Source organism: Streptomyces sp. NPDC094032 (assembly GCF_040303965.1).
In the GTDB taxonomy this organism is placed as follows: Bacteria; Actinomycetota; Actinomycetes; order Streptomycetales; family Streptomycetaceae; genus Streptomyces.
Window position 1 is genome coordinate 116,357 of the sequence record NZ_JBEOUE010000003.1, and the last position, 15,954, is coordinate 132,310.

Annotated in this window: 10 protein-coding genes, 2 tRNA genes and 3 pseudogenes; 6 read left to right on the plus strand and 9 right to left on the minus strand. The window is 69.0% G+C overall.

Annotation, left to right across the window (positions count from 1 at the left end; all coding sequences use genetic code 11):
- Positions 1-18: 18 nt before the first annotated feature.
- The 4 genes from ABTZ54_RS06715 to ABTZ54_RS06730 all read right to left on the minus strand — a co-directional run bounded on the left by ABTZ54_RS06715 (position 19) and on the right by ABTZ54_RS06730 (position 3,067).
- Positions 19-972: an amidohydrolase family protein gene (locus tag ABTZ54_RS06715; protein WP_351657962.1), complete on the minus strand. Its 954-nt coding sequence runs from the start codon at positions 970-972 to the stop codon at positions 19-21.
- Positions 959-1,294: an antibiotic biosynthesis monooxygenase family protein gene (locus tag ABTZ54_RS06720; RefSeq protein WP_351657964.1), complete on the minus strand. Its 336-nt coding sequence runs from the start codon at positions 1,292-1,294 to the stop codon at positions 959-961. The genes ABTZ54_RS06715 and ABTZ54_RS06720 overlap by 14 nt, the downstream gene beginning before the upstream one ends.
- Positions 1,295-1,375: 81 nt before the next feature.
- A complete protein-coding gene (locus tag ABTZ54_RS06725; RefSeq protein WP_351657966.1) occupies positions 1,376-2,248 on the minus strand; it encodes a DUF2797 domain-containing protein in 873 nt (290 codons plus the stop codon).
- A 51-nt stretch (positions 2,249-2,299) separates the two neighbouring features.
- Positions 2,300-3,067, minus strand: a complete 768-nt coding sequence (locus ABTZ54_RS06730; RefSeq protein WP_351657968.1) for a BRO family protein — start codon at positions 3,065-3,067, stop codon at positions 2,300-2,302.
- Positions 3,068-3,311: 244 nt separating this feature from the next.
- Between ABTZ54_RS06730 and ABTZ54_RS06735 the strand changes: the two genes are divergently transcribed.
- Positions 3,312-4,520, plus strand: coding sequence for a cytochrome P450 family protein (locus ABTZ54_RS06735; RefSeq protein WP_351657970.1), 1,209 nt, complete (start codon positions 3,312-3,314; stop codon positions 4,518-4,520).
- Positions 4,521-4,776: 256 nt separating this feature from the next.
- Positions 4,777-5,556 (plus strand): hypothetical protein, encoded by a 780-nt coding sequence (locus tag ABTZ54_RS06740; RefSeq protein ID WP_351657972.1) that lies wholly within the window; start codon positions 4,777-4,779, stop codon positions 5,554-5,556.
- Here ABTZ54_RS06740 and ABTZ54_RS06745 read toward each other — a convergent pair.
- Positions 5,553-6,307: pseudogene (locus tag ABTZ54_RS06745) on the minus strand (GntR family transcriptional regulator). The gene ABTZ54_RS06740 and the pseudogene ABTZ54_RS06745 overlap by 4 nt on opposite strands.
- 268 nt (positions 6,308-6,575) lie before the next feature.
- Here ABTZ54_RS06745 and ABTZ54_RS06750 point away from each other — a divergent pair.
- Positions 6,576-9,383 (plus strand): NACHT domain-containing protein, encoded by a 2,808-nt coding sequence (locus ABTZ54_RS06750; protein WP_351657974.1) that lies wholly within the window; start codon positions 6,576-6,578, stop codon positions 9,381-9,383.
- A gap of 458 nt (positions 9,384-9,841) precedes the next feature.
- Here the strand turns inward: ABTZ54_RS06750 and ABTZ54_RS06755 are convergent, their stop codons facing one another.
- On the minus strand, positions 9,842-10,009 hold the full coding sequence (locus ABTZ54_RS06755) for an e9imm peptide (RefSeq protein ID WP_351657976.1): 168 nt from the start codon (positions 10,007-10,009) through the stop codon (positions 9,842-9,844).
- A 59-nt stretch (positions 10,010-10,068) separates the two neighbouring features.
- Positions 10,069-10,427 (minus strand): annotated as a pseudogene (locus ABTZ54_RS06760) (NUDIX hydrolase).
- Between ABTZ54_RS06760 and ABTZ54_RS06765 the strand changes: the two are divergent.
- Positions 10,399-10,654 (plus strand): annotated as a pseudogene (locus tag ABTZ54_RS06765) (site-specific integrase); the annotation flags it as partial. The pseudogenes ABTZ54_RS06760 and ABTZ54_RS06765 sit on opposite strands and share 29 nt — an antisense overlap.
- An 89-nt stretch (positions 10,655-10,743) precedes the next feature.
- Here ABTZ54_RS06765 and ABTZ54_RS06770 read toward each other — a convergent pair.
- Positions 10,744-10,816, minus strand: a tRNA-Arg gene (locus ABTZ54_RS06770).
- A gap of 288 nt (positions 10,817-11,104) precedes the next feature.
- Positions 11,105-11,198, minus strand: a tRNA-Ser gene (locus ABTZ54_RS06775).
- Positions 11,199-11,446: 248 nt separating this feature from the next.
- Between ABTZ54_RS06775 and ABTZ54_RS06780 the strand changes: the two genes are divergently transcribed.
- The gene (locus tag ABTZ54_RS06780) at positions 11,447-11,884 is read left to right on the plus strand and encodes an SSI family serine proteinase inhibitor (RefSeq protein WP_351657978.1); all 438 of its coding nucleotides are present in this window, start codon (positions 11,447-11,449) and stop codon (positions 11,882-11,884) included.
- Positions 11,885-12,022: 138 nt separating this feature from the next.
- Positions 12,023-15,895, plus strand: coding sequence for a PAS domain-containing protein (locus ABTZ54_RS06785; RefSeq protein WP_351657980.1), 3,873 nt, complete (start codon positions 12,023-12,025; stop codon positions 15,893-15,895).
- Positions 15,896-15,954: the final 59 nt, after the last annotated feature.

The following is a 15,954-nucleotide window of genomic DNA, read 5'->3' on the forward strand; positions in this document are numbered from 1 at the left end:
GCACCACGGTGTCCGCCGCTACTGAGACCGTTCTTTCCCTTCCCTGTGAATCTCCTGAGAATCCGGGACCTCCGGGGGGAGCGGGAAGAGGCGTACGGCGTTGTCGTGGCAGACCGCGCGCAGCCAGTCGTCGCCGAGCCCGAGCGCTTCGAGGGCGTGGAGCTGGTGGACGTACGGGTAGGGGATGTTGGGGAAGTCGGTGCCGAGCAGGATCCGGTCGCCGAGGTCGCGGAGCCGCTTGAGCTCGCCCTGGGGGAAGGGCGCGAGGCGTTCGCTGAAGTCGGTGAAGGCCATGGTGGTGTCGAGGTGGACGCCCTCGTAGCGCTCGGCGAGGCCGAGGAAGTCCGTGTACTCGGGCATGCCCATGTGGGCGACGATCAGCCGCAGCCGGGGGTGGCGGGCGAGCAGCGCGGCGACCGGTCCGGGCCCGGTGAAGGCGCCGGGCGCGGGCCCGGAGCCGCAGTGGATGACGACGGGCGCGCCGGCGTCCTCGATCGTCCCCCACACCTCGTCGAGCAGGGCGTCGTTCGGATCGAAGCCGCCGACCTGGACGTGCACCTTGAACACCCGGGCCCCGCGCTCAAGGGCGGTGCGGACGTAGCCGGGGGCGCCGGGCTCGGGGAAGAGGGTGGCGGTGTGCAGGCACTCGGGGGTGCGGCGGGCGAAGGCCTCGGCCCAGTCGTTGAGCCAGGCGGCCATGCCGGGCTTGTGCGGGTAGAGCATCGAGGTGAAGGCGAGCACCCCGAACTCGCGCAGCAGCGCGACCCGGCGGTCCTCCTCCTCGCGGTAGGTGATGGGCCACTCCACGCCGGTGAGGGGCCCGGCGGAGTCGAAGTAGGCCCACACCTTGTCGAGGACGTTGCGCGGCATGAAGTGCGTGTGGATGTCGACGAGCCCCGGCAGCCCGAGCCGCGCCGCCCACGCCCGCACCTCCTGGCCCTCGGTGGCGTACGGGAGGTCAGTCGCGGTCAAAGCCGTACGTCCTCTCCACCTTGCCGATGTGGACGCGGTAGCTGTCGTACCACTCCGCACGCCCGCGCCGCTTGGCCGCCAGGTGCTCCGGGTGGTGCTGCCAGGCGGTCAGTCCCTCCAGGTCGCGGAAGTAGGCGACGGTGATGCCGATGCCGCCGGGGGTGCGGGCGGCCTCGTAGCCGAGGAAGCCGGGGATGTCCTGGACCAGCGCGTGCAGGGCGGCGGCGGTCTCGGCGTACCCCTCGGGGTCGTCGGGCCGGACGGCGGTGAAGACAGCGGTGTAGTACGGCGGTTCGAAGCCGCCGACGAGGCTCGGAGTCATGTGATCACCCTGCGGCGGGGCGGGTCGGGCTGTCCATGGCCGCCGGCGGAAGGGATCCAAGACTTTACGCGGGGACGCTGTTCAGAACAGCTGCTCCTGCTGATCGGGGAAGCCCTCGGGGGCCAGGAAGGCGAGCGGCACACTGACGGACTGCTGACCGGGCGGGGCGGCCTCGATCCCCCACCCGGTCAGCAGCCGGGTGTCGAGGGCGAGGTGCCGTCCGTCGCGGTCGAGGAGATGCAGATCGGGCCCGGCGGCGGCGAGCAGCCGCCCGGCGACGACCCCGCCGGGCACGAGCTCGACGACACCGGCGTCGAGCGGGGGCAGCCCGGCCAGCCGGAAGGCCTCCACATGGTCATGGACGTCGAGCTCGATCCGCTCCAGGGTCTCGGTCCAGGCACCGACGCCGACGGCGCGCGCGTACAGCTCCTCGACCTCACGGGCCCGGTCGGCGGGGGGCGGGAGGGCGGTCCGTACGGCCCGCTTGCGCGCGTACGGGATGCGGTCGGGCACGGCGAGGGCGTGCCGCAGCACCTCCTCGGTGCGGCGCGCGGCCATCAGCGGCCCCCGCCCGAGCCAGCCGAACGCGACCGCGCCCTGCTCCAGGAGCCGGGCGTCGCCGCGCTCCTCGGCGGTGATGCCGACCTTGACCATGCCGGGACCGAACCAGGCGAGGTAGACGCGGTACGTCCGGGGGTCGTCGAGGAGGGTGTCGGCGGCCACGGAGTGCGCCCGGTCGAGCCGCGCGCACTCGGGACACCGCCCACCCGTACTCCGCCCGCCCACGACGGCCTTCAGCGGGCACGGATTGCCCCGCGCGCCCGGACACCGCCGCTCCCCGACCGCGCGGAACCCGATCACCCGCCCGTACGCAAGCGCGCTGACCCGCCCCCCGTCCCACCGCAGCCCGGGCACACCCCCGCGCCAGGTCACTCCGGCACTCCGCCACACCATGGACCAAGTCTGACGCAGCCCACTGACAGCCCGAGCGCGATACGGCCCCGCTCAGGGCAACAGATAGAGCAGCCCCTCATCGCCATCGGCACCGGGCCCGCTCCCGCTCCCGTTCCCGCCCATGTGCCGCATGCACCCGCGCTCGACGAGCGTGCGGACGCAGTCGCGGACCCGGTCGGAGGGGAGCCCGGTGCGGCGGGCGACCTCCTCCAGGCGGTAGCGGACACCGCCGCGGACGAGCTCGGGGGCGAGGCAGACGGCGACGGCGTGGAGGTCGCCGCTGAGCTCGACGTTCCGCTCGCGCCAGGAGGCGAGGAGGTCCTGCGGGGTGAGCGCGGGGCCAGACCGCTGGACGGGCACGGCGAGCAGTTCGCCGGCCTCGGCGAGCCGGGTGAGGGTCAGGTCGTCGAGCTCACGGGCCTCCAGCCGGACGACCTCGTCGAGCACGGCCGCCGGGGCGACGAACCCGCCGCCCAGCGCCGCGGGCTCGATCCCGTACCCGCCCTGCCGCTGCACGCCGGCGACGAGCTCGGCGATCCAGGCCCGGAAGGGGGCGCCCCCGGCCCCGGTGGAGGCGGCGACGAGCTGGACGAGCCCTTCGAGGCTGACCATCCGCTCGCCGAGCGTCGCCTGCATGGCCTTGCCGACATGGACCCGCAGGGCCTTGCGCGCGTCGGCGTGCCCGAGCGCTCCGGCCACGTCCGCGGCGGGGAACCAGTGCGTCCCGTCCGCGAGGGTGAGCCTGCGCAGCCGGGCCCCGGTGGCGGCAAACACGAAGTCGTCGATGTCAATGGCGTCGGAGTTGACGTTGGCGTTCATCGGACCTCACCTCCACCTGCAAGCTAGGCCGAGGGCATATTCAACTGACATGCAAATCAGCCCGGTTCACCCAAACGTGTGGGAACCGGAAGGTTCCTCCCCCATGAGGGCAACCACATCCGCCACACTCCACCGCCCGGCGGCCCCGGGGCAGGCGCAGGGGAAGCGCACGAGCGAAGTCCAATTCGCCCACCCGGCTACGGTGTTCGGATCGGACCCTGTCCAGCGAGGAGTCACCCCTGACATGACGCCGCCGGCCCTTCAGCAGATCTTCGACGAGGCGTACCACCTCGATCCGTACGCCACCTACGCCCGCCTGCGGGCCGAGGGAGGCGTCCATCCGGTGGCGCTCCCCGACGGCTCGCCGGTGTGGCTCGTGACCACGGAGGCCGAGGTACGCGCGGGCCTGACGAACCCCTTGCTGTCGGTGAACAAGAAACACGCGGGCCCCGGATTCAAGGGCTTCTCCCTGCCTCCCGCACTGGACGCGAACCTTCTCAACATCGACGCGTCGGACCACATGCGGCTGCGCAGGCTGGTGTCGAAGGAGTTCACCCCACGCCGGGTGGAGCAGCTCGGCGGGCGGGTGCGAGAGGCCTGCGAGCTGCTGGCCCGGCGGGTCCACGACCGTGTCGTGTCGACCGGCGAGGCAGACCTGGTCGCGGATCTGGCGGCGCCCCTTCCGCTCACCGTCGTCGGGGACCTGCTCGGCGTCCCCGAGAAGGACCGCGACCCCTTCGCCTCCTGGGTCGGCGCCATGCTGGAGCCGAAGAGCCCCCAGGACGTGGCAGCGGCCATCGCACACATCCACGCGTACCTGCTCGCCCTCATCGCACTGCGCCGGCGCGAGCCCGACGGCAACCTGATCTCCGGCCTGATCACGGTCCGGGACGAACAGGACCGACTCGACGAGAACGAACTGCTGTCCCTCGCCTTCCTCATCCTCATGGCCGGCATCGACAACACCCAGCACGTGATCAGCAGCGGAGTCCTGACCCTCCTCCGCCATCCGGACCAACTCGAAGCCTTACGCGCCGACCCGGACCTGCTCCCCGAGACCGTCGAAGAACTCCTCCGCCACACGACCCCCAACCACACCGCGATCCGCCGCTTCCCGACCACGGACGTGAAGATCGGCGACACCGTGGTCCCGGCGGGCGACACTGTCCTGCTCTGCCTGGCCTCCGCCCACCGGGACCCGACCCGCTACCCGGACCCCGACCGCTTCGACATCGAACGCCCGGACAAAACCCATCTCACCCTCGGCGTCGGCCTGCACTACTGCCTCGGAGCCCCACTGGCCCGCCTCCAGATCCGCACCGCCCTGGACGTCATCACGAGGACCTTCCCCCGACTCACCCTCGCCACCCCCGCGAAAGCCCTCCCCTGGCGCCGAACCTTCCGCTCCCACGCACTCAAGCAACTGCCCATCACCCTGAGCCCCGCCCCGTAACCCCAAAAACGCAAGAGGCCCGGACTCTCGTCCGGGCCTCTTGCCTGTGTGCACTCGGCAAGATTCGAACCTGCAACCTTCTGATCCGTAGCTCTAGCGGGATCGGTCAGCGGGGGTCATATCGGCCGCTACGGGGCCCGGGAGGGACGGTACCGGACGGGGGTGGGTGGTGAGGTTGCGGTACTGCGCTGCTGTACCGCAGCCGAAGCTCCCGAACCGCCGACCTGGAAGCCGATCCTCACTAGGATGGCCACGCATGGGCCACGAAGCGCAAGAGATGAAGGCAGGATCATCAGCTGAGGCTGGCGTCAAAGCCATAACCGGCGTGATTGTCGCGGCAGTTGGTGCGTTCAATCCCGTGGTCGGCATGGGCCTTGGGGCCTTGAAGGAGTTCGCGGATACTCCGATCGTGCGACTCATTGAGCGAGAGCGTGCGCGCCGCGAGGAACGAGCGGCACGAGCACTTCAAGCCAGCTCAGAGGAGTCCCAGCGATCTCTAGATCGCCTCGCCCAAACGATCGAGACCAGCCCAGATCTGCTGGCCTTGATGTCGGAAACCGTTCAGGCCGCTATGGAAACACCCCTCACAGAGAAGATCGTTGCACTCGGCAGATGCCTGGGGCGCGGCGTGCGCGACGAGGCTTCAGTTGATGCGGAGCGCCTCCGTGTGCGTGGCCTCGCAGGCATCGAGTCTCCAGAGGTCAAGCTCCTTGAAGTCCTCGCAAAGGAGACCCATCCGACGCCGGAAGGCTGGTACCAAGAGCGCTTTCCGGGGTGGAGGCGTCCAGAGATCCTCGACGAACTGCCTGGGTTTACCAACGTGCTGGACGCTTCGATCGCTCGTCTTGCCGCAGAAGGCATCATCACGGACGACGGCATCGGCAGATTGCCTACGAAAGGCGGCGATCCACGCGAGATGTGGATCCTAACGACCTTCGGAAGAGATTGCCTTTCCTTGCTCCGAGCGGTTTCCCCAGGAACCCCGTTGCCGAGCTCTTCTCCCGATGAGCCGCCCCAGGGCGATGGCGTCGGCTAGCGACTGACGGGAACCTCGTAGACGATCTTGCATAGAGCTGCGGGCACGATGATGTCCGCCGTCTCCACGGGACGCCCTTCGTCGCTGTAGTACGCCCGCCGGATGTGCGTGACGAGAGCGGCCTTCTGGATCCCGAGCAGCGATGCCTCCTCGGCGGTCGCCTGCCGGGGCTCGGGCTGCTCGACGGCGTGGCTGATCGTGACGCCGATCGCGGCCATCCTGTTCACGACGCCGGCCCCGGCATGTGGCACACCCTCGGGAAGAACGATGAGGGTGCCGGCGGTGAGGTCGTACGGCTCCCAGCTCGTCGAGAGCTGCACAGGCCTGCCATCGGCGAGGAACTCGTAAGCGGTCCGGACGCACAAGTCACCCTCGCCAATCCCGAGCCTCGCGGCGATCTCAGCCATGGCCGGCACCTTGGCGTCGGTCCGGCTCTCCAAGCCGCTCCGCTTGCCCAGGGCCTTCATGTCCGCCCCGAACGGCGAACCGTCGGGCTGCTCGCGAGCCGCGGAACGAACCATCCCCGCACCCGCTACCGGGGCTCGACGACATACGTCCCCGAACCGGCCCGCCCCTCCAGCACACCTTGGGAGATCAAGAGCTCCTGCGCGCGACGGACGACGTTCTCACCGACGCCGCACTCCTGGCCGATCTGAGCACGGGAAGGGAGCCGGCCTCCGGGCGTCCACTCGCGCTCCGCGATCCGCCTGCGGAGAAAATTTAGTCCAAGCGACGCGCGCGTGGCCGTCAGCGGCGGGCCTTCGGCTAACCGCCACCACACATCGCTGGACCCCTGGACTTGCCCACCGGGGCTCCACCGCCGTTGGCCGCCAGTCGGGCAGCATCCAGAAGCTCACCACGACGAACACTCCCAACTCACCCTCGGAGCCGCCTGTAGGTCAGTAGAGTCTTTATCTCCTGACGAGACGGGGTGGCGAGTGTTCGCAGATCCAGTGTTGCAGCAAGCTGCTGGTGGCGTAATTGCAAGTGTCATCGGGGCCACAGCAACTCGACTTGGCGTGGCTCTGAAATCCCTGGGAAGTCGCGCGCTCAAAGACGATGAAGAAATCGTCAAATGGTTCAACACGTACAGGATTGCAGAGTCGCCGCCTCAATCCGCTGAGCTGCCGACAGGAATCGACCTGGCCGAACTTCGCAAAATTCTGGAGAGTTCAGAATTCCACTCCATCATCCATGAACTATTGGCGGCGCGGCTCACGGATGCACCGGATGAAGCCGTCCAGGATATTCAGAGGGTACTCGAGTGCACTCTGAATTACACTAAGCCGATCGCCGACGCGTCCGAACTAGCCGAGGCCCTGTTCACCTATTACGACACCGAGATTTGCGCAATTGTGGGGAGAATCCAAGGAGCCTCCCCGGAGTTCCTGCCCAGAATCAGGAGTGACGCCTTCGCTGCGCGGATGGTCTCCTCCATTAAAGCGCTTGAGCGAAGGCTGCACTCGTTTGAGTCGGCCGACCCACAGAAGGATCGAGAGTTCCTACGAAGCTACCGAAACCACGTACGGGAGGAGTTCGGGAAGATTGAACCACCAGACTTTGAGCGGCGCCGCCGGGTTCCCATCGCCGATCTCTATGTGACTCCAAGGATCACAGAGATTGATACGGCAGCTGGGCGTGAGGTGGACGTCTGGGAGTTCGGGAATAGAATCGATCGGACTGTACTGCTCGGCGACCCCGGAGGGGGCAAGACCACAGCGTCGAATGTCCTCATGCATTGGCATGCCAGCCCGGATGGCAGACTGATCCCCTTCTTGGTTACACTGAGGGACTTCGCCTCGCAAGAACCTCCAGAGCGGTCAGTACTACGCCATATCGAGCACACGCTCGACATCTTCTATCAGTGCCCTCCTCCTGAAGGGCTGATTTCCCGACTACTTCTTTCGGGTTCGGCTCTGGTGATTTTTGATGGCCTCGACGAATTGATTGACACTGCGCGCCGCGCAGAGGTGACTGCGATCGTTGAGAGATTTTGCACCGAGTACCCCATGGTGAAGGTGCTCGTAACTTCGCGACTTGTCGGATACGACCAGGCGCGCCTCGATGATCAACACTTCGTTCGATACCGCGTGGGAGGATTCGACGCAGACAGAGTAGGCGAGTACGTACGAAAGTGGTTTGCCCAGGAGGAAGGGATTTCACACCAAGAAGCTGAGCATCTTTCAGCGACCTTCATGAGTGAAAGTGACAGCGTCTCAGACCTGAGGGCGAATCCACTCATGCTCGCATTGATGTGCATTCTTTACCGGGGAGAGGGTTCCATTCCCCAGAATAGGCCGGAGGTATACGAGCAATGCGCCGGCCTACTATTCAAGAAATGGGATGCACGGCGTCGTATCCACATGGAACTTCGCGCTCGCCCACACGTTGAGCCCGCTCTGCGCCATTTGGCGCATTGGCTATTCAGTCGCCATGAAACCGAGTCCGCTGTAACCCATGGCAGCTTGATCCGAGAAACCGCCAACTTTTTGCATGAGCGAGGCTTTGAATCAATTGACGAAGCACGAGAGGCGGCGGAAGAGTTCGTAGGGTTCTGTAAGGGGCGAGCCTGGGTTTTCAGTGACGCTGGAACAACTGCCCGAGGCGAAGCTCTGTACACCTTTACTCACCGAACCTTCTTGGAGTATTTCACAGCCGCCTATCTCTCGTCCGTCAGCGACACGCCCGAAAAGTTGGCCAAACTACTAGCCCCCCATGTCGCTAAGGAAGAATGGGAGGTGGTCGCTGAACTGGCTGTGCAGATGAAGGATCGCTCAGTCGACCAAGGTGCAGCCAGGATTTATCGAAGCATGCTCGGCGATCGACGCTATACAGCCATCGACAGCCGTAAGAACCTTCTATGCTTCCTCGCTGCGTGCCTGGAGTCCGTCGATCCCCCTCCGGCCGTGGTCCGCGAACTCAGCCGCAACTGCCTGGCGCACCTGTTCCGTGGGAGCATGAATGAGAACCAGTTCTACGACCCACTATTGGCGCTGATCAGGTGCAGCGGCGCATACCGCGAGCTTGTCGCCAGCGAAATAGTAGAAAAGATCGAAGAACTCATGGGTTCCGGCGACGAATCCATGCAACTGGCTGGCCTCAGAATTGCGGCTTGGTGCAACCCAGAGAACGCCAGCCGTGGCCACAGGTCACCAGGTGTCATCAGGTCGGAAATCAAACAACACTGGAGTGATTTCACTGACGCCAACTGCGTTCGATTCCGGTCCGAGATTGTCGCCGCCTCGGGTTCCGACCCGGGCTTCTTGCGGCTTGCTCTCGATCGGCGATTTGTTCGCCTGGAGCAGGTCCTCTCGGATCAGAATGCTTTCAGGCAGCTGACCATCGAGGGACATCCGATCGGAATCTTCGGAACTTCCTGGGCACCGTACCTGCCGACCCAAGCCCTAAAGCTAGTCTCAAAACCGGAGGACGTGACTGAGGATACACTTCACGATATGACGGTGGTCGGGAAGTACATCTGCGATCACCCCTCTCCGCCTTGGTTGCCGAAGGATAACTGCCAATGGGCACCCTTCGTGCAGCCCAAGGACCACCATCCGACCTTGGGTCCGCTGGAACCCGACGCTTTTCTGGGCTCATCAGTGCTAATGATGATCGTGGTCGAGCTGTCAGGAGATGTTGGATTCAGGGACAGATCTCCAGAAGATCTAGGCTACCTTTCAGCCCTCCACCCGTATCTCCTGAAGCGCATTTACCCAGAATCTCGGATCACACTTCCGCCTTTGCCCATCCCTGAGGGGCTGCAAGGCACGATGGAGCGCTGGGCCCTAAGCAACGTTGACTTCCTAACGGCACCTGACGAGTAACGGCGAGGCGAGTTTGGCCGGGTGCCTGCTGTGCCCAGGCTACGGGTTGCCCCATAACTGCACCTGCTGGACAGCACTTTGGTGAGTCGTCGGCCGGTGAAATCGCCTACCAGCTTCGCCGCTTGTCCGTGGGACGTGCCCGTGCAGCGGACGTAGGTGGAGTGGCTTTGGGGTGGAGATGTCATGGTTCACCGGTCTACTGGCCTTGCCCACCGTTCACCAAGAACTCCCATCCCGTCTGCCGGCACCTGCGTACGGTGCCCCCGCCATGCCCGAGCCTGAGGCCCCCGCCGGAGGCTCGACTCATACCTTGGGCCTATCCCGTTTCGCAGGGGCAGGCGTCGACGGAGCGGGCCAAGGGCAGGAGCGGCGCCCCGAGCGGAGCCGGGAAGCCCGCCTGGCGGAGCGGAGCGCAGCCGGGTGCTTGATGAAGTAGAGAAAGTCCTACCGCGCTGCTCTCAGAGGGCGATCGGCTCGTAGGCCAGGGCCCTGTCTACGGCCTCCTCCGGTGTCAGCTCCGGATCGGAGTCCCAGAAGATGTAGTCGCTGATGTGCGGGCAGGCCAAGCCCCGTTGAAGGGTGGTCTGGATCTCGTCCGACTCCTCCTCGGATGCCCCCACGTTCATCAGGCTCTCCACAAGGAGGATCGCTTCGTCTCGGGGCATCCGGGCTACCGGCATCGAGGTCACCGCTCCATAATCAGCTGGCGGCCGTCGCAGCTTCGGACGTGGGGGCCGCTCCCATCCAGCGCGTCCAGAAGACGGATTGCGTAGAACTCTGCCGTCCGCTCCTCGACCTCCGCCGGCATCAGCCAGTCGACGCGGTGAACCCGTCCGAGGTTCACCCGGCGCCGCCGACAGGCTTGCAGCGGAAGACCACGGCGATGATGCCGCGGGTGGTGTTCTCCTAGACGCCGGTGCGCTCATTCACGTCCACGGCGATGCCCGTCCCCTCCAGGACCTCACGGAAGACGCCCGCCTCCGGGGCCTCGGTGAGTCCGAGAACTCCAGCCGGGATTTCCACCACGAAGTACGGCACCCCCATCGAGCCGGGGAACCTGACCCGTATGTTCGCGCTGAGGACCCGTCGCGCCGGTCTCCGGGTCATCCCGATCCGGAACACCCGACACACAGTCGCCGCGCGCTCCCCGTGCTCCTCGGAGTGCACCCGAAGGTGGCACAGCGGATCCTGCGCCACTCGAAGATCGCCATGACGATGACGTGAGGGCTGCCATCGGCAAGCTGACCGGCGTCATCGGTGGAACCGTCTGACCACTCGGGCGATGCGGTTGCTGTACTTCGCTGCTGTACGACCCGAAAACGCAAGAGGCCCGGACTCTCGTCCGGGCCTCTTACCTGTGTGCACTCGGCAGGATTCGAACCTGCAACCTTCTGATCCGTAGTCAGATGCTCTATCCGTTAAGCTACGAGTGCTTGTTTTTTTGTTTTCCGTCTTCGCTCCCCGGTCTTTCGACCCGCTCGCGGCGACAGGAAGAACATTACATGACTGCCGCCGTCATGTGAAATCCATTGACCACACCCCTTGTGACCTGCGAAAACGTCGCGCGGGGGGAGGGTGGGGCCCGGCCGCCCGTGGGGTGGGGTGGGGGTGGAATGGGGCCGAAAGAGACCGGGGTCACATGGGGCGCGGTCTTCGGGGTGGGGGCTTCTGGCTGGGGCCCGGAATGTGTGAAGCCCCGGCCTTGGGGGCCGGGGCTTCGGTGGCGGAGGCGGAGGGATTTGAACCCTCGATGGGCTTTAAGACCCAAACCGCATTAGCAGTGCGGCGCCATAGACCGGACTAGGCGACGCCTCCTCGCACCCCGCGCGTACGCGAACGGTGCGTGCAGATGATGACACAGACGAGCACCGTGCCACCAATCGCTTATCACCGTACTAGGCGCCGGGGGCCCAGGGCAAAGCGCTCGCAGCATCCGTGTGCCCCGCCCGGCGCATCCCGGTTGCGCAACGGAGCGGCGCGGTGAGCGTTAGAGGAGGGAGGGAGGGGGGACGCCCCGGTCCTTCCGTCCACCGCTCGCACACTCGCCCCGACCTGGAGTTCGTATGCTGCGCCGCCTCGCCTTCGCGACCCTCGCCCCGCTCGCCCTCACCGCCGCCTCCTCCTCCACCGGGCTTCTGCCGGTGCCCCCGCTGCCGCTGCTCTCCGCGCCCGACTCCCTCACGATCGTCGTCGCGGACGCCGGGAGCGCGGAGGCCGACGGGACCTTCCGGCTGGAGTGCGGCGGCACGCCCGGCGGGACCCACCCCGCCGCCGAGAACGCCTGCAAGCGGCTGGAGGAGTTCGCCGTCGCCGGCACCAACCCCTTCGCCCCCGTGCCCAAGGACCAGATCTGCACCCAGCAGTACGGCGGGCCCGCCACCGCGCGCGTCACCGGCGACTGGCAGGGGCGCACGATCGACGCCCGCTTCTCCCGCGCGAACGGGTGCGAGATCGGGCGCTGGGACACCCTGCGGCCCGTCCTTCCCCGCGTCCAGGGGTGAGCCCGGGGGAGCGGAGGAAGCGCCTCCCTTAGACTCCCTCCGTGACAGGCCGCGACCCGCGGGGCAAGATGGGCCCGGCCGACAGGCGATAGGCACAGGCGATAGGCAAGTGCAGTGGGTCAGGGAGGAACCGTCGTCGTGAGCAGCAGGCCATCCCGAGGCGCTGCTCGCCTCGCAGCCATACTCGACGCCCTCCCGGACGGCCTCGTGCTCGTCAACTGCAACGGCACGGTCGTCAACGCGAACACGATCGCCCTCGGCATGTTCGAGACGCCCGGCACCGCGCTCGTCGGGCGCGGGCTGCTGGATCTCCTCCCCGAGTTCGACTCGCGGCTCATCCCCGGCTCCATGCGCCGGCCCGAGGGCACCGACGATCGCGGCCGCACCAAGCCGACCCGGATGATCGCCCGCCGCACCGACGGCAGCGAGTTCCCCGTCGAGGTGACCAGCGCCAGCCTGGAGGACGGCCGCGAGGCCTACGACTCGTACAGCGGCTACACCGGCGACGAGCTCCTCATGCTCGTCGTACGGGATCTCACCGGGACCCTCGACACCGAAGCCGAACTCGCCCGTTCGCAGCGGCAGACCGAGATGATCCTGCGCGCCGCCGCCGAAGGTGTCGTCGGCACCGACACCGACGGGCGGGTCGTCCTCGTCAACCCCGCCGCCGCCCAGATCCTCGGCTTCCGCGCCACCGACCTCGGCGGCAAGGAGCTGCACACCCTCGTGCTGCACTCCCGCCCGGACGGCGAACCCTTCCCGTACGCCGAGTCTCCCCTCGCCGACACCCTCAAGTCCGGCCGCAAGCACCGCGTCCGCGGCCAGGTGCTCTGGGCCAAGAACGGCGACCGCGTGCCGGTCGACCTGACCACCGCGCCGGTACGCGACGGGGACCAGCTCGTCGGCGCCGTCATGACCTTCACCGACCGCAGGCCGTACGAGCAGCTCGTCGAGCAGCACGCGGGCGAGGCCGCCGACCGCGCCGAGCGGCACCTCGCCGAGCTGGAGCAGCAGCGCGAGCGGTACACCGCGCTCACCGCCCGGCACGAGCAGCTCACCGCCGTGCTCGCCGAGTCGCTGCGCGGGCCCCTGGAGGAGCTGCGCACCCAGCTCGGCACCCTCGCCGCCGACGACGCCGGACAGCTCTGGCCCGAGGCCAACCAGGTGCTGCACCATCTGGCCGCCGGCTACACCCGGATGACCACCCTCGTCGACAACGTCCTCGGCTACCAGCGCCTCGACGCCGGTGCCGAGGCGCTCGACAAGGACCTCGTCCTGCTCGACGGGGTCGTCACCGCCGGCATCGACCACGCGGTCGAGCTGATCGGGCCCGGCCGGGCCCAGTTCGCCGTCCACGCGCCGCCGATCGAGGCCGAGGTCGACGCCGGACGGCTCGTCACCGCCCTCGCCCACCTCGTCGCCGACGTGGCCGGGGTCGACGCCACCGGCAAGAACAAGGCCGCCCAGCCGAGCGGCTACGCCGACTCCACGATCGTCGTCGCGGCCGCACAGCGCGGCGACGTCGTCCGCATCGAGGTCCGCGGGCCGTACGCGGGCGGCGACCCGGTCCACCAGCCCATCGTGCGCGGGATCGTCGACGCGCACGGCGGTGTCGTCCAGACGCACGAGGTGCCGGGGACGACCGGCAGCGCGTACGTCGTCGAGGTCCCCCTCGGCGCCGGGCGCGGCACCATCGCCGCACCGCCCGCCGTGGACGCCGCCGTGGACGCCGATCGTGAGCTGCCCGCGTTGCCCGCGCTTCCCTCGATTCCCTCGACTCCCTCGCTTCCCGCGCAGGCGTCCGGCGAGGGCGAGGGCGAGGGTGCCGGTGCGACGGAGGGCGGTCCGTCCGCCGTCGCGGGGGCCCTCGGCGCCCAGGACGGCGCCAACGGCAGTGGGCGGCGGCGGGCCCGGCGGGCCTCCACGGACGCCTTCCTGCAGAGCCCGCTCGCTCCCGAGGACGGCGCCGCGCCCGAGCCGACCGGCCGCCGCCGTGGGCGTACGGACGACACGCCTCCCGCCGGTGTCCCGGCGGGCGAGCTGATCCCGGCTCAGAACGTCGGAGCCGGCGAGCCGACCGGCACCGGGCGGCGCCGTGGGCGGCCCGCCGAGGGTGCCGTCGTGACCGCCGCCGAGGGTGCGCAGGCCCGGCCCGCGCTCGGCGCCGCCGTGCCGCCGCAGGGCGTGCCGGTCGACGCCCAGGCGCCGCAGGGCGCCCAGAACAACGCGCTCGCCCCCGCCCTGGCCCTGCCCGCCGTCGCGTCCGAGGAGACCGACGGGCGGCCCACCGGGCGCAGGCGGCGGGCGCTCGCGGCCGCGCAGGAGCGGGCCGCCGCCGCGGAGGCGGGGCCGCGTACGCCGTTCGCGCTGCCGCCGGCCGAGGCCGACCGTCCCTCGGACGACCTCCTGGAGCCCGCGTCCGTCCCCGCGCTCGAACAGGTGCGGGCGCCGGAGCACGAGGCCGCGCGCGCGCTGCCCGAGGACGACCACACCCCGCCGCAGCCGCACCCGCTGCCCGGGCGCCGGCGTGGCCCGCAGGAGACCACCAGCGGGACGGGCACGGGGTCCGTGCCGCTGCCGCCGGAGGTTCCGGCGACGGGCTCCGCGACCCCCGCGCCCGGCAAGGACTCGACGCAGGGGCGGGCCTTCAGTGTCCGCACCCTCGGGCAGGGCGTGCCCTTCGCCCATCAGGGCCCGGGGCAGGCGCAGGGCGATGTGGCCGGGCTGGGCCATGCGGTGGCGGAGGGCGCGGCTCAGAGCGGCGGCCTTGGGGCGGCGCAGGGTGCGGGGCAGGCCTCGGCTCACGTCTCGGTCCCCGCCCCGGCGCGGCCTGAGGTCGGCCAGCCGGTCGGTCAGCCCGGCCCCGGCCAGCCGATCGCTCAGCCGGTCGGCCAGCCCGGCCCCGGCCAGCCGATCGCTCAGCCGGTCGGCCAGCCCGCCCCCGGCCAGCCCGTCGGCCACCCCACCGCCCACCCCAGCCCCTCCGGCCGTCGCCGCAAGCTGGGCAACCCCGCCGAAGCTCCCGCCTCGGCGCCGGACGGGGCCGCCAGGCCGCACCCGCTGCCGGGCGCTCAGCCCGTGCCGGCCATCCCGAAGCCGAGCCCCATCCAGCCCCCCGCCCCCGTCCCCGTGCCCATCCCCGCCCCCGCCGCCGCCCCCGAAGGGCGTGCGTACGCCATAGGGGCGCCCGCCGAGGGGTCGGCGGAGGGGCCGGAGCCGTTGGATGGGCCGGGTGGGGCGGTTGAGGTGTCGAATCAGCCCGCGCCTCGGCCGCTCGACGACGAGCTGCCGCCGGAGCCGCTGGACAACCCCCGTCGGCTGCTCGTCTGGCCCGCGCCGGACGTCTCCACGCAGCAGGCGCTGAGCGACCGCGGCTACCGGCCGGTGATCGTGCACTCCCGCGAGGAGGTCGACGCGCAGATCGCCGCCTTCCCCGCCGCGCTCTTCGTCGACCCGCTGACCGGGCCCATCACCCGTACCGCACTGCAGTCGCTGCGCCAGGCGGCCGTCGCCGCCGAGGTGCCCGTCCTGCTGGCGGCCGGGCTCGGGCAGGCCACCCGGGAGGCGGCGTACGGCGCCGATCCCGCCGTCCTGCTCAAGGCGCTGGCCCCCCGGGACAGCGAGCAGCACCCGTCCCGCGTCCTGCTCATCGAGGAGCACGAGGACATCGCGCGGGCGCTCGCGGCGACGCTGGAGCGGCGCGGGATGCAGGTGGCGCGGGCGGCGACCGACACCGAGGCGGTCACGCTGGCCACGCAGACGCGGCCGAACCTGGTGGTGATGGACCTGATGCAGGTGCGCCGCCGCCGGGCCGGGATCATCGACTGGCTGCGCGCGAACGGGCAGTTGAACCGCACCCCGCTCGTCGTCTACACCTCCGCCGGCCTCGACGAGGCCGAACTGCCCACGCTCTCCTCGGGGGAGACGGTGCTGTTCCTCGCCGAGCGCTCGACCAGCGACGAGGTGCAGGCCCGGATCGTCGACCTGCTCGCGAAGATCGGCACCAACTAGCCCCGAGGAAGGGCCAGTCGGTGCCGGTCTCGGCGTACGACATACGGCGTACGGCGTAC

Excerpts from the sequence above, each read along its gene's own strand:
- ABTZ54_RS06735 (WP_351657970.1), top strand. The coding sequence starts at position 3,312 with ATGACGCCGCCGGCCCTTCAGCAGATCTTCGACGAGGCGTACCACCTC.
- ABTZ54_RS06725 (WP_351657966.1), bottom strand. The coding sequence starts at position 2,248 with ATGGTGTGGCGGAGTGCCGGAGTGACCTGGCGCGGGGGTGTGCCCGGG.
- ABTZ54_RS06780 (WP_351657978.1), top strand. The coding sequence starts at position 11,447 with ATGCTGCGCCGCCTCGCCTTCGCGACCCTCGCCCCGCTCGCCCTCACC.
- ABTZ54_RS06720 (WP_351657964.1), bottom strand. The coding sequence starts at position 1,294 with ATGACTCCGAGCCTCGTCGGCGGCTTCGAACCGCCGTACTACACCGCT.
- ABTZ54_RS06740 (WP_351657972.1), top strand. The coding sequence starts at position 4,777 with ATGGGCCACGAAGCGCAAGAGATGAAGGCAGGATCATCAGCTGAGGCT.
- ABTZ54_RS06755 (WP_351657976.1), bottom strand. The coding sequence starts at position 10,009 with ATGAACGTGGGGGCATCCGAGGAGGAGTCGGACGAGATCCAGACCACC.
- ABTZ54_RS06730 (WP_351657968.1), bottom strand. The coding sequence starts at position 3,067 with ATGAACGCCAACGTCAACTCCGACGCCATTGACATCGACGACTTCGTG.